Raw genomic sequence first — 13,467 nt, 5'->3', positions numbered from 1 at the left:
CCGTCGCCGCCCTCGACGGCTGCTCCGCCGATCCAGTGGGTGATGTTCTTCACGACGAGACGACCTCTGCGTTGACGACTTCGAGTGCGTTGACGATGATCCCGAGACCCTCGGCGGCCTCGTCCATGCTCAGGGTGAGCGGCGGGGCCATGCGCAGGACGTTGCCGTGCAGGCCGCCCTTGCCGGCGAGCAGGCCGGCCTTCCTGGTCTCCTCCATGAACCGGGCCGCCAGCGCCGGGGCGGGCTCGCCGGTGGCCGGGTCGGACAGCTCGACGGCGAACATCAGGCCCTTGCCGCGGACGTCGCCGACGACCGGCAGTCGCGGCGCGGCCTCGCGGAGCCCGTCGATGATCAGGGCGCCGGTGCGGGCGGCGTTGGCCTGGAGGTCGTGGTCGAGGACGTAGTCGAGGGTCGCGTTGGCGGCGGCCATGGAGACGGGGTTGCCGCCGAAGGTGGCCAGGCCGACCGCGTGCAGGCCGTCCATGAGGTCGCCGCGGGCCACGACGCCGCCGACGGCGAAGCCGTTCCCCAGCCCCTTGGCGAACGTCATCATGTCGGGGGTGACGCCGTGGTTCGCGATGCCGAAGAACGCCGAGCCGGTACGGCCCCACCCGGTCTGCACCTCGTCGGAGATGAACAGGATGCCCTCGGCGTCGAGGACCTCCTTGTAGGCGGCGAACAGTCCGTCCGGCGCCATGGTGAAGCCGCCCACGCCCTGGATCGGCTCGGCGATCAGGGCGGCCACGTCGCCGCCGGTGGCGGTGGCGAGCACGTGACGCAGGTCCTCGACGCACGCGGCGATGTAGTCGGCGTCCGACATCCCGCGGAACTGGGCGAGGTGCCGGTCGGTGCCGTGCAGGAAGTGGACGTTCAGCGGCGACAGTGAGCTGTTCTTCCAGGAACGGTTGCCCGTCACGCTGATCGCGCCGAAGGATCGGCCGTGGTAGCTCTGCCGCATGGCGAGCACCTGGTCCGACCTGCGGGCGTAGGTCGCCAGCAGCAGCGCGGTCTCGTTGGCCTCGGTCCCGGAGTTGGTGAAGAAGACCTTGGCGTCCTCGATGCCGGACAGCCGGGCGATCTTCTCGGCGAGCTCGACCTGACCGCGCAGCAGGTACACCGTCGAGGTGTGCACGACACCGGTGGCGAGCTGGCGTTCCACGGCCTCCCGCACCTCGGCCACGTCGTAGCCGATCATGTTGGTGAGGATGCCCGCGAAGAAGTCGAGGTAGCTCTTGCCCGAGGCGTCGACGACCCGGTTGCCCTTGCCGCCGACGATCTCGATGGGCTCGTTGTAGTAAAGGGACAGCCAGTTGGGCATTACCGCCCGGTGGCGCGCGAGGAGGTCCGACATACGTCGAGTATCCCTTTTCCTGCCCGCCGCTCCCACGGGCAACCTGTCGGGAGGTTACGGCCGGAGCCGTCACTGTGTAATACCGGGTGTGTAATACCGGGCGTAATACCGGGCCGCCCCATCGCCCCGCCCGGGATACGGGCGGGACAGAAGGAGCCACGGTGGCCGAGAGGCCGGGGCGCCGGGAAGGTCGAGACCGCCGATGCCGGGGTGCCGTCAGCCGCCCGCCTCCACGAGGCCGGGACGCGCGGCCGACGATGCCGCCACCGCCGGCCGCAGCAGCACGAACGCCAGGACGGCGGCGGCGAGGGTGAAGACGACGCCCACCCAGGAACCGAAGGCCATCGCCGAGACGAAGGACTCCCGGGCGGTCCGCGCCAGCCCGGGATCGCCGAGCCGCAGCGCCACGGCCACGGAGTCCCGGGCCGCGGCGGGCGCCGACTCCGGCATGGACGAGCGGTAGACCCCGGCCAGCACGCTGCCGAGTACGGCCACGCTCAGCGCCATGCCGACCTGCTGGACGGTGTCGTTGAGCGCCGACCCGACGCCGGCGTGCTGGGGCGGCACGGCGCCCATCAGCGTCGCGTAGACGGCAGGCCCGGCGATCCCGGCGCCGACGCCCATGAGCATCAGGCCCGTGATCAGCAGGCCGTACCCGGTGTCGGCGGTCATGAAGGCGAGGGCCCCGAAGCCGAAGGCCATCACGGCCAGGCCCGCCGCCGCCAGCGTGCGACTGCTGACCTTCTGGCCGAGCGCCGCCCCCAGGATGTTGAAGACCGCGGAGGCCACGGCGTACGGCAGCAGCGCCAGCCCGGCCTTCATCGCCCCGTATCCCAGCACGAACTGGAGGTACTGGGTGAGCATCAGCAGCAGGGCGCCCGCGCCGAACGACATCAGCACGATGGAGAACGACGAGCCGCTGAAGTTCCGGTTGCGGAACAGCTCCAGCGGCAACATCGGATGGGCGCTGCGGCGCTCCCAGAGCACGAATCCGCCGAGCGCCAGCACGGCCAGCCCGGCGGCGGTGAGCACCTCGGGCGAGGCCCACCCCTTGGACGGCGAGGAGATGACGGCGTAGACCAGCGCGGTCATGCCGGTGACCGACAGCAGCACGCCGGGCGGGTCGAGCCGGCGGGCGGGGCCGCGCGACTCCGGCATCAGCAGCGCGGCGGCGGCGACGACGGCGAGCGCCGCGACCGGCACGTTGATCAGGAAGATCGATCCCCACCAGTAATGCTCCAGCAGGAAGCCACCCAGCGTGGGACCCGCGATGACGCCGACCATCGCCACCGCGCTCCAGGCGGCGATGGCCTTGCGGCGCTCGGCGTCGTCGAAGACGGTGATCAGGATCGAAAGGGTGCTCGGCATCAGGATCGAGCCCCCGACGCCCATCAGCGCGCGGGCGGCGACCAGCTGCCAGGGCTCGGTGACCAGCACCGCCACCAGCGAGGCGCCGCCGAACAGCAGCAGGCCGACGATCAGGAAGCGCCTGCGACCGTAGCGGTCGGAGAGGCTGCCCGCGGTGAGCAGCAGCCCGGCGAAGACCAGGACGTAGGCGTCGATGATCCACTGGATGTCGGCGGGGGTGGCCTTCAGGTCCCTCATCAGGGACGGGATGGCGAGGTTCAGCACCGTGTTGTCGATGACGAGGACGAGGAGGCTCAGGCAGAGCACGCCCAGGATCCACCAGCGGCGGGGGTGCGGCTCGGCTCGTACGGTGTGCGATTCCACTCGCACACCGTACGACAAAATCGAACGGCGTGCGAACCCTTTTATGCTGGAGGGGTGAACCAGCCCTTCAGCTCCGTCTGGACCCGCGAGCCGCGGCCCGCCAGGAGCGCGACGCTCAGCCGGACCCAGATCGTCCGGGCGGCCATAGAACTGCTCGACGCCGAGGGCCTCGACGCGCTCAGCATGCGCCGCCTGGGCGCCAAGCTCGGGTCCGGGGCCACGAGCATCTACTGGCACGTCGCCAACAAGGACGATCTGCTGGAGCTCGCCCTCGACGAGGTCTACGGCGAGCTCACCCTGCCCGACGAGGACGCGGCCTGGCGCGAGGCCGTCTCGGCCTTCGCCCACAGCGTGCGCGCCGTCCTCCTGAACCACCCCTGGGCGGCCGTCCTCCTGGGCTCCAGGCCCTCCCTCGGCCCCAACGCCGTCGCGCTGGTGGCCAGGCTGATGAAGCTGTTCCAGCGGGCCGGGTTCCAGGGCATGGCGGTGGACTACGCCTGGTCCACGCTGCTGGCCTTCGTGCTCGGCGCCACCACGCCGGAGATCGCCTGGCGCGCGGCCCTCGGCGCCACCCGGATGAACGACAAGGAGCTGATGGAGACGACGCACAGCGTGGCGGAGCGCGCCGTCCGCGACCACCCCGACCTGGCCGCGCACTACGCCCGGTACAGGGACACGGACATCGAGGCCAGCCGCGCCATCGCCTTCGACTTCGGCCTGACCTGCCTGCTCGACGGCCTCCACGCCCGTCTGGAGCGCGGGGACGCCCATCCGCCGGGCCCGGACGCCGCCGGCCGTGCCGGGGCCGCCTCCCCCTGCGAGCATCCCGGCTCCCCCGCCTGACCGCCCCACCCGGCCGCCCCGCCCGGGGCCGGCCGTACCCGGTGGCGGCCGGGCGTGGGCGAAGCATTACCCGGGCCGCGGCGTGGCGTCATGGCCCGCGGGAAGAAACCCCACCGCACGCCGTCGGGGGACGACGGCGCGGGCGGGCGAGTACGGCGAGGCGGTGCGGCAGGAATGGACGTCGTTGGAGATCCCTCGCCCCCGGCGGTGCGCCGCCGTGACCTTCTGGGCCTGCCCGTCATAGCGCTGGGGGCCGCGACCGGCCCGCAGGCGGCGGCCCGGGCGGACGGCGCGGATCCGTCCCCCGCGCCGGGAAGACCCTCCGGGGAGGCGGCCGGGAGCCCCGAGGAGGTGCCGGTCACGCCGCCGGAGGACCTGATGCGCGAGCACGGCGTCCTCAAGCGCGTCCTGCTGGTGTACCGCGAGGGGATGCGGCGGATCGGCCGCGGCGAACGCGTGCCGTCCCGGGAGCTGCACGACGGGGCCCGCGTCATCCGCGAGTTCATCCAGGACTACCACGAGGAAAGCGAGGAGAAGCACGTCTTCCCCAGGCTACGGCGGGCCGACCGGCTCACCGGCACCGTGGACACGCTCCAGCTCCAGCACCGGCGGGGCCGTGTCCTGACCGACCGCATCCTGGAGACCACCGGCTCGTCCCGGGCTCCGGACGCGCGGGCCCGCCGCCGCCTGACCGCCGACATGGCGGCGTTCGTCCGGATGTACGAGCCGCACGAGGCCCGTGAGGACACCGTCGTCTTCCCCGCCTTCCGCGACCTCCTCCCTCCCCGGGAGCTGCTGGAGCTGAGCGAGGTCTTCGAGGAGGACGAGCACCGCCGCTTCGGTCCCGACGGATTCACCGACATGGTGAACCGGGTCGCCGACATCGAAAGAAGCCTCGGCATCCACGACCTGACCCGGTTCACCCCCCGCGTGTGAGCGGTCCGCCGGGGCCAGTCGGGCGCGCGCCCGCCGCGGCGGGATCCCGGGTCCCGCCCGTGTGTCTCCCCTTCCCGGATGCCCGGGACGGGGAGACACACGTGGAAAGCGGGCCTTACAGGCCCATCCACTGCTGGATACGGGAGATCAGCTCCTGGGAGTCGACCGGCTTGGTGACGTAGTCGCTGGCGCCCGCCGCCAGGGTCTTCTCCCGGTCGCCGTGCATGGCCTTGGCGGTCACCGCGATGATCGGCAGGTCGGCGAAGCGCGGCATCTTCCGGATGGCCGCGGTGGCGGCGTAGCCGTCCATCTCCGGCATCATGATGTCCATCAGGACCAGGCCGATGTCCTCGTTGCGTGAGAGCACATCGATGCCCTTGCGTCCGTTCTCGGCGTAGAGCACCTCCATACCGTGCAGCTCCAGGATGTTGGTCAGCGCGAACACGTTGCGCACGTCGTCGTCGATGACCAGGACCTTGCGGTTCACCAGCACGGTGTCCGCGTCGTCCATCGCCCGGGGGTGCTCCTCCAGGCTGGGCTGCACCAGCGGCGGCACGTCGCCGGGCGCGTGCGCCGACAGGTGCAGGGCGATGCGCTCACGCAGTTCGTCGAGGCTGGGGATGCGCTCCAGCGGCTGGGTGTTGGACCGCCCCTTGAGGAGGTTCTCCTGCGGCCTGGTGAGGGTGCGGGTGTGGTGGGCGAGCACCGGCAACTCCCGCAGGACCGGGTCCTCGTCGAGCAGCCGCAGGAACTCCGCGGCCCCGTCCTGCCGCATGCCCAGGTCGAGCACGATGCAGTGGTGGACGGCGCCCTTCAGGACGTCGATCGCGGCGGCCGGGTCGCCGGCGGTGGAGACCACGACCGGTCCGTGGGTCGCACTCAGGTCGGCGACGGCGCTCTCGGCGATCTGGGAGAGCAGGCCGTTCGGCCTGGACTCCATCACCAGCAGACGGCGCCTCTCCGCCCCCTGCGCCGCGCCGGCCGCGGGAGAGGGGCCCGCCGCGGCCGTCTCCGGGGCGGGCCGGTCGCCGGGTACGGGAAAAGGGGCGGGCCGGACGGCCGCCGCCTCGGTCGCGACACCGGCGATCGGCAGGAGGAGGCTGAAGGTGCTGCCCTCACCGAGGACGCTGACCGCCCGGATCTCACCGTTGAACAGCGTGGCGATCTCCCGGCTGATCGACAGGCCCAGCCCTGTGCCGCCGTACTTGCGGCTGGTCGTGCCGTCGGCCTGCTGGAAGGCGTCGAAGATCTGCGAGAGGTTCTCCTCGGCGATGCCGATGCCGGTGTCGGTGACGTGGAAGGCGAGCACATCCTGCCGGGGGATCCCCGGAAGCCCGGTGCCGGTCGGCCGCTCGATGCGCAGCCCCACCGACCCCGTCTCGGTGAACTTCACCGCGTTGGACAGCAGGTTGCGCAGCACCTGCCGGAGCCTCTGCTCGTCCACCAGCAGCTCCTCCGGCACGTCCGGAGCGACGGTCACGTCGAACCTGAGGCCCTTCTCCGTGGTCAGCGGGCGGAAGGTCGCCTCGACGTAGTCGAGGAGCCGGCGCAGGTCCAGCGGCTCCAGCGTGATGTTCATCTTCCCTGCCTCGATCTTGGACAGATCGAGGATGTCGTTGATGAGCTGGAGCAGGTCGGTGCCGGCCGAGTGGATGACGTTGGCGTACTCCACCTGCTTGGCGGTCAGGTTTCGGGCCGGGTTCTGGGCCAGGAGCTGGGCGAGGATGAGCAGCGAGTTGAGCGGGGTGCGCAGCTCGTGGCTCATGTTGGCCAGGAACTCGCTCTTGTACTTCGAGGCCAGCGCGAGTTGCTTGGCGCGGTCCTCCAGCTCCTGGCGGGCCTGCTCGATCTCCTTGTTCTTCGTCTCGATGTCGCGGTTCTGCCGGGCCAGCAGCTCGGCCTTCTCCTCCAGCTCGGCGTTGGAGCGCTGCAGCTCCTCCTGGCCGATCCGCAGCTCGACCGCGAGGCGCTGCGACTCGGCCAGCAGGGAGTCGGTCCGGGCGTTGGCGACGATCGTGTTGACGTTGACGCCGATGGTCCCGGCGAGCTGTTCCAGGAAGGCCCGGTGCACCTTCGTGAAGCGGTTGAGGCTCGCCAGCTCTATCACGCCGAGCACCTGGTCCTCGACGACGACCGGCAGCACGATGATGCCGACCGGGGCGGCCGCGCCGAGGCTGGAGGCGACGGTGATGTATCCCGGCGCGACGTCCTCCACCAGGATGGGCCGTCTGGACAGCGCGGCCTGCCCGACGAGCGAGTCGCCGAAACGGTGCCGGCGGTCGGTCTCCCGGTGCCCGTAGCCGCCGACCACCCGCAGCTCGGGGCCGTCGGGTGTCTCCTCGGCCAGCAGGAACGTGCCGTACTGGGCCGAGACCAGCGGGGCCAGCTCGTTCATCACCAGCTCGGCCACGACGGCGAGGTCGCGGTGGCCCTGCATGAGGCCGGATATGCGGGCCAGGTTCGACTTCAGCCAGTCCTGCTCCTGGTTGGCGAGAGTGGTCTCCCGCAGGGACTTCACCATGGAGTTGATGTTGTCCTTGAGCTCGGCCACCTCACCGGAGGCGTCCACGGTGATCGAGCGGGTCAGATCCCCCGAGGTCACCGCGCTGGTCACCTCGGCGATGGCGCGGACCTGGCGGGTCAGGTTGCCGGCCAGCTCGTTGACGTTCTCGGTCAGCCGCTTCCAGGTGCCGGAGACGCCCTCCACCTCTGCCTGGCCGCCCAGCCGACCCTCGCTGCCCACCTCCCGCGCCACCCGCGTCACCTCGGCCGCGAACGACGACAGCTGGTCCACCATCGTGTTGATCGTCGTCTTCAGCTCCAGGATCTCACCCCGGGCGTCGACGTCGATCTTCTTGGTCAGGTCGCCCTGGGCGACCGCCGTGGTGACCTGCGCGATGTTGCGCACCTGGTTGGTCAGGTTCCCGGCCATCGAGTTGACGTTGTCGGTGAGGTCCTTCCAGGTGCCGGCCACGTTGGGCACCCGGGCCTGGCCGCCCAGCTGCCCCTCGGTGCCCACCTCCCGCGCCACCCGCGTCACCTCGTCGGCGAAGGCGCTCAGTGTGTCGACCATGGTGTTGATGGTCTGCGCGAGCGCGGCGACCTCGCCCTTCGCCTCCACCGTGATCTTCTGCGACAGGTCGCCGCGGGCCACCGCCGTGGCCACCTGGGCGATCGAACGCACCTGGCCGGTGAGGTTGCCCGCCATGACGTTGACGTTGTCGGTGAGGTCCTTCCAGGTGCCGGAGACGCCCCGGACCGTGGCCTGCCCGCCGAGGTTGCCCTCGGTGCCCACCTCCCGCGACACCCGCGTCACCTCGTCGGCGAAGGCCGACAACTGATCCACCATCGTGTTGATGGTCTCCTTCAGCTCCAGGATCTCGCCCCGAGCGTCCACCCGGATCTTCTGCGACAGGTCTCCCCGCGCCACCGCCGTGGTGACCTCGGCGATCGAACGCACCTGGGCGGTGAGGTTGTCGGCCATGACGTTGACCGACTCGGTGAGCGCCTTCCAGGTTCCGGAGACGCCCTTGACGTCGGCCTGGCCGCCCAGCCGCCCCTCGGTGCCCACCTCCCGCGCCACCCGCGTCACCTCGTCGGCGAACGACGACAGCTGGTCCACCATCGTGTTGATGGTGCTCTTCAGCTCCAGGATCTCACCGCGCGCCGAGACGGTGATCTTCTGCGACAGGTCGCCGCGGGCGACCGCCGTGGCCACCTGCGAAATGTTGCGCACCTGATCGGTGAGGTTGCCGGCCATGTAGTTCACCGAGTCGGTGAGGTCACGCCAGGTGCCCGCGACGCCCTTGACGTCGGCCTGGCCGCCCAGCCGCCCCTCGGTGCCCACCTCCCGCGCCACCCGCGTCACCTCGTCGGCGAACGACGACAGCTGGTCCACCATCGTGTTGATGGTGCTCTTCAGCTCCAGGATCTCACCCCGGACGTCCACCGTGATCTTCTGCGACAGGTCTCCCCGGGCCACCGCCGTGGTGACCTGGGCGATCGAACGCACCTGGGCGGTGAGGTTGCCCGCCATGGCGTTGACCGAGTCGGTGAGGTCCTTCCACGTGCCGGAGACGCCCGGCACCTCGGCCTGGCCGCCCAGCTGCCCCTCGGTGCCCACCTCCCGCGCCACCCGCGTCACCTCGGAGGTGAACAGGGAGAGCTGGTCCACCATGCCGTTGAACACGGTGGCGATCTCCTTGAGGAGCCCGTCGCCGTCGTCCGGCAGCCGCGTCCCGAAGTCGCCGTCGCGCACCGCCGTGAGACCGGCGAGCAGCTGGCGGAGATCCAGCTCCTCCACGCCGGAAGCGCCCCGGGCCGCTCCGCGACCGTCCGTGCCTGAAGTGTCGACCATGTCCACCATCGCTTCTTCTGCCAGGGAAGGGTCAAGCGACCTCAGGCCCTATGGGTACCACACCGCGGAATTCCCGGAACGGGTACGGCGTTGCCTGCCCCGGTGGCCCGGTGAGACCATCACCGGCGTCACGGAAGCGGTTAACTGCACAATGTCACGAAACATCCTGTAAAGCACCGGCAATCCGTATTTACATGCTGATCAGATAACCTCGGTGGGTGCTCCCTACGATCGCCGACGTGCTCGCCCTCGACACCGTCCGCCGGGGCAACCCCCGTGTCGTCGCGGGAGCCGACCGACTGGACACCCGCGTGCGGTGGGTGCACGTGGGAGAGGTCACCGACATCGCCCAGCTGCTCCGCGGCGGGGAACTGGTGCTCACCACCGGCATCGCCCTTCCCGACGACCCCGACCGGCTCGCCGACTACATCGCCGAACTGGCCGCCGTCGGCGCCTCCGGGCTGATCGTGGAGCTGGGCCGCAAGTTCGTCAGGGAACTGCCCAGGAGCGTGGTCAACGCCGCCGAGAAGCACGGCCTGCCGCTGATCACGCTCGGCCGCGAGACGCCGTTCGTGCAAATCACCGAGTCGGTTCACGCCCGGATCATCGACATCCAGCTGGAGGAGCTGCGCGCCTCCGAGCAGCTTCACGAGGTGTTCACCGAGCTCTCGGTCGAGGGCGCCTCCCCCGCCGAGGTCCTCCGCCAGGTCGCCCGGCTGTCCGGGCGGCCCGTCCTCCTGGAGAACCTCGCCCACCAGGTCCTCGCCTGCGACACCGCCGGACGCGACACCGGGACGCTGCTGGCGAGCTGGGAGACGCGGTCCCGGGCGGTCGCCCCCGGCCGGCGCACCGCCTACGACGACGCCGCCGGCTGGCTGGTCACGATGGTCGGGGCCCGGGGCCAGGACTGGGGACGCCTGATCATGCTGTGCGACGCCCAGCCCGACCCCCGTGACATCGTGCTCGCCGAACGCGCCGCCACCACCCTCGCCCTGGGCCGCCTGCTGGAGCGTCACCAGGAGTCACTGGAACGCCAGGCGCACGGCACGATCATCGCCGGAATCCTCTCCCACGCCTACGCCGACCCCGACGAGGCGGCGGCCCGCGCTCGTGCGGTCGGGGTGCCGCTGACCGGCCGCAGGCTGGTCAGCGTGGTCCTGCGGCTGGCCGAGGCGTCGGAGAACCCCCTCGACGGCCAGGAACAGCTCGCCAGGCTCGGCGATCTCGCGGAGGCCGCCGCGGCCGCCTGCCGCGACGCCCGGCTGCCCGCCCTGGTCGGCGTCCTCGACCAGAACCGCGTCGGCGTCCTGCTCCCACTGCCGCCCCGCACCCCGGTCGAGTCGGCGCTGACCACGCTCTCCGACCGCCTGCGCACGGCGTTCACCGCACCGTTCGTCCTCGCCGCCGGCTCGGACGTCGAGTCCCTCCGCGACGTACGGCGAAGCTTCCTGGAGGCCGAGCAGGTCGCCGACGTCGCCTTCCGCCAGCCCGACGGCCGCCCCTTCTACCGTCTCCCCGACCTGCGGCTGCGCGGCCTGCTGCACCTGCTCAGAGACGACGCCCGGCTGCAGACCTTCGCCGAACGCGAGCTCAGCCCCCTGCTGGCCCACGACGCCCAGCGCGGCGGCGACCTGACGGGGATCCTGCGGGTGTACCTCGACTCCGGCCGCAACAAGGCCGTCGCAGCCCAGAGGGCCCACCTGTCCCGGCCCGCCTTCTACGACCGGCTCCACCGCCTGGAACGCATCCTCGACACCGACCTGGACGACGTCGAGTCCTGCCTCTCCCTCCACGTCGCCCTGCTGGCCCTGGAGTCGTTCAGGAGAGACAAGCCCCGCGGCTGAAACGCCCGTACTGGAACCGCGGGGACCGCGCCTTCCCAGGTCCGGTCCAGGGTGCGGCGCGGGCCGTACGGGACCCAGACTCCGTACGGCCCGCGCCCGCCTATGAAGGCCCGTCGGGCCCGGTCTCGGCGTGAACGGTGTCGTCGGCGCAGACGTACAGGTCCCAGCGCCGCGGTCGCGCCATGACCACGCCGAGGATGAAACCGAGGACCATGCTCGCGATGATCACAATGAGAATGCTCAGCCCCATGACGGCTGCCTCTCGCAACTTGTGCCGCCCGGCCTTGAGGGAATGCGGCTACTGCACCGTAACGCCGCCCTCCCACGCCCGCAGCGAAACCGCGGGGACTGACCCCTATTGACCAGCACGGCCGGCTCCCGCGGCGGAACCGTACCGGGGCTCCGGACGTTCCCTACGGCGGCGCGGTGGATGACCCGATGCTTTCTCCGACTTTCTCATGGCTTTTTGCGTGTTTCGCTCCCCCGGCTGTGTGGATCTTCGGCACGATGGTGCACCGGAGTCCGGTCCTCAACGGGGAGAGAGAAACACGCACATGTCGCGACGTATCATCGTCGGGCTTTCCGCCATCGCACTGGCCGCCACCGCGGTCCCGGCCCACGCGGAACAGACGAGCCTGACACTCCCCACATCGGCCTTCCCCCTGGGGCAGGAGCAGGGCCGCCCCCTGACCAAGAACCAGCGGGAGGTGAGCCGGGGCGTCCGGCTGTTCGATGTGGCGCACGGCAGCTCCACGCAGGGCTGGACGGTGTCGCTGCTGATGCCCAACGGGCACGACGACGGAACCCTCCAGGCCGCGCAGCTCAAGGCCGAGGAAGCCTCCGCCGCGGGGTTCACCCCCGTCGTGGTACGGATCGTCCAGCCGGCCGCGGCCGACGCCCCGGCGGTGGAGCGGTACATGGTCCGCATCGGGGAGTGGGCGTTCAAGCAGCGCGCCGGTGCGGACAAGATGGTCAAGGACCTCAAAGAAGCCGGTATCAAGGCCAAGACCGACTACCTCGCCGACGACGGAGCCGAGACCACCGGCCCGTGGAAGATGCACGTGCTGATGGTCGACCCCAAGCTCTTCCGGGGATCCTTCAAGACCAGCGTCGGCGTGAGCGTCGCCAAGCGCGAGACGACCAGCTCGATGGCCAAGGGCCTCAACGCCATCGCCGGGGTCAACGGCGGCTTCTTCAACATCCACACGCCGAAGCAGCTCCAGGGAGACCCCATGGGCGTCTCCGTGGTGGGCGGCAGGCTGCTCAGCGAGGCGGTGGCCGGCCGCAGCGGGCTGGTGCTCAACGGACGCAGGGCCCGGATCACCGAGCTGAAGTCGGTGACCACCGCCGCCTCCTCGGGTGGGGCCAGAGCCGAGGTCAAGGGCATCAACCGCGCCGCCGGCCCCGACGAACTGGTCCTCTACACCCAGGAGTTCGGCGCCAAGACCGCGGCCGACGGCGGCGCCGAGGTCGTGATCGACGCCCAGGGCAAGGTCACCGCCCGCGCGGCCGGCGGCGCCGTCCCCCGCGGATCCTCCGTCCTCCACGGAACCGGGAGCATGGCGGAGTGGCTGCTGTCGTACGCTCCCGACGGGTCCACGATGAGCATCGACAACAAGGTGATCGACCTGCGGACCGGGAGGGGCGTCCCCCTCACTCCCGAGACGTACATCATGGGGGGCGGTGTCGGCCTCGTCAGGAACGGCCGGGTACAGATCACCGCCAAGGCCGACGGGCAGGCGTCGGTCAACATGATGCTCCGCCGCCATCCGCGCACGCTGGTGGGCATCGGCAGGTCCGGAGGGCTGATCGTGGCGACGGTCGACGGCCGCGATCCCGGGGTGAGCGTCGGCGCCTCGATGGTGGAGGCGGCACAGCTGATGCGCTGGCTCGGCGCCAAGCAGGCCGTCAACTTCGACGGCGGCGGCTCGTCCGCGATGGTCGTCGGCCACAAGGTCGTCAACCGCCCGTCCGACGGCAGGGAACGCACCGTGGGCGACGCCCTCTTCATCGCACCGTGATTCGTACGGGGCCGGCCGGGGAACGGACGCGAAAAAGCGAAATCCCAGGCGGCGACCGTCCAGAACCCCGATAACGCAAAAAGGGCCGCTTCCCCGGATTCACCGGGGAAGCGGCCCTTTTCTGTTCCCGGCCACCCGGGGACGGCCCTTCCCCACACCCGGAAAACAGGCACACGAAAAAGCGGGGCCCCGGACGACGAACGTCCAGAACCCCGCCGAACCCCAGAACCCCAGAACCCCGAAACCTCCGAAACCCGGGAACCCCCGAAAGCCCGACAAACACGAAAAGGGCCGTTCTCTGACGAAGCCAGAGAACGGCCCTTCCCATGAAAGATTGTCCGGCGGCGACCTACTCTCCCACACCGTCCCCGGTGCAGTACCATC

The 13,467-nt window shown here is 70.7% G+C and carries 8 protein-coding genes; 4 read left to right on the top strand and 4 right to left on the bottom strand.

Annotated elements, in window-relative coordinates; all coding sequences use genetic code 11:
- Positions 1–49: 49 nt before the first annotated feature.
- Together AB0D67_RS38110 and AB0D67_RS38105 are read right to left on the bottom strand one after the other, a co-directional pair.
- The gene (locus AB0D67_RS38110) at positions 50–1,351 is read right to left on the bottom strand and encodes an aspartate aminotransferase family protein (protein WP_362947018.1); all 1,302 of its coding nucleotides are present in this window, start codon (positions 1,349–1,351) and stop codon (positions 50–52) included.
- Positions 1,352–1,567: 216 nt separating this feature from the next.
- Positions 1,568–3,082, bottom strand: coding sequence for an MFS transporter (locus tag AB0D67_RS38105; protein WP_362947016.1), 1,515 nt, complete (start codon positions 3,080–3,082; stop codon positions 1,568–1,570).
- Between the two features lie 54 nt (positions 3,083–3,136).
- Between AB0D67_RS38105 and AB0D67_RS38100 the strand changes: the two genes are divergently transcribed.
- Together AB0D67_RS38100 and AB0D67_RS38095 are read left to right on the top strand one after the other, a co-directional pair.
- A complete protein-coding gene (locus tag AB0D67_RS38100) occupies positions 3,137–3,925 on the top strand; it encodes a TetR/AcrR family transcriptional regulator C-terminal domain-containing protein (protein WP_362947014.1) in 789 nt (262 codons plus the stop codon).
- A 174-nt stretch (positions 3,926–4,099) separates the two neighbouring features.
- The gene (locus tag AB0D67_RS38095; protein ID WP_362947012.1) at positions 4,100–4,861 is read left to right on the top strand and encodes a hemerythrin domain-containing protein; all 762 of its coding nucleotides are present in this window, start codon (positions 4,100–4,102) and stop codon (positions 4,859–4,861) included.
- A 115-nt stretch (positions 4,862–4,976) separates the two neighbouring features.
- Here the strand turns inward: AB0D67_RS38095 and AB0D67_RS38090 are convergent, their stop codons facing one another.
- Positions 4,977–9,218 (bottom strand): HAMP domain-containing protein, encoded by a 4,242-nt coding sequence (locus tag AB0D67_RS38090; protein WP_362947010.1) that lies wholly within the window; start codon positions 9,216–9,218, stop codon positions 4,977–4,979.
- Between the two features lie 218 nt (positions 9,219–9,436).
- Here AB0D67_RS38090 and AB0D67_RS38085 point away from each other — a divergent pair, with 218 nt between their 5' ends.
- Entirely contained in the window at positions 9,437–11,062 is a 1,626-nt protein-coding gene (locus tag AB0D67_RS38085) for a PucR family transcriptional regulator ligand-binding domain-containing protein (protein WP_362947007.1), read from the top strand.
- Positions 11,063–11,162: 100 nt separating this feature from the next.
- On the opposite strand, the gene AB0D67_RS38080 is transcribed toward AB0D67_RS38085, so the two are convergent.
- On the bottom strand, positions 11,163–11,312 hold the full coding sequence (locus tag AB0D67_RS38080; RefSeq protein WP_362947005.1) for a hypothetical protein: 150 nt from the start codon (positions 11,310–11,312) through the stop codon (positions 11,163–11,165).
- Positions 11,313–11,616: 304 nt separating this feature from the next.
- On the opposite strand from AB0D67_RS38080, the gene AB0D67_RS38075 reads away from it, so the two are divergent.
- Positions 11,617–13,083, top strand: coding sequence for a phosphodiester glycosidase family protein (locus AB0D67_RS38075; protein WP_362947002.1), 1,467 nt, complete (start codon positions 11,617–11,619; stop codon positions 13,081–13,083).
- Positions 13,084–13,467: the final 384 nt, after the last annotated feature.

Origin of the sequence: Streptosporangium sp. NPDC048047, from assembly GCF_040653115.1 — a bacterium.
Taxonomy (GTDB): domain Bacteria; phylum Actinomycetota; class Actinomycetes; order Streptosporangiales; family Streptosporangiaceae; genus Streptosporangium.
This window is presented reverse-complemented; position numbering and strand designations above follow the sequence as displayed.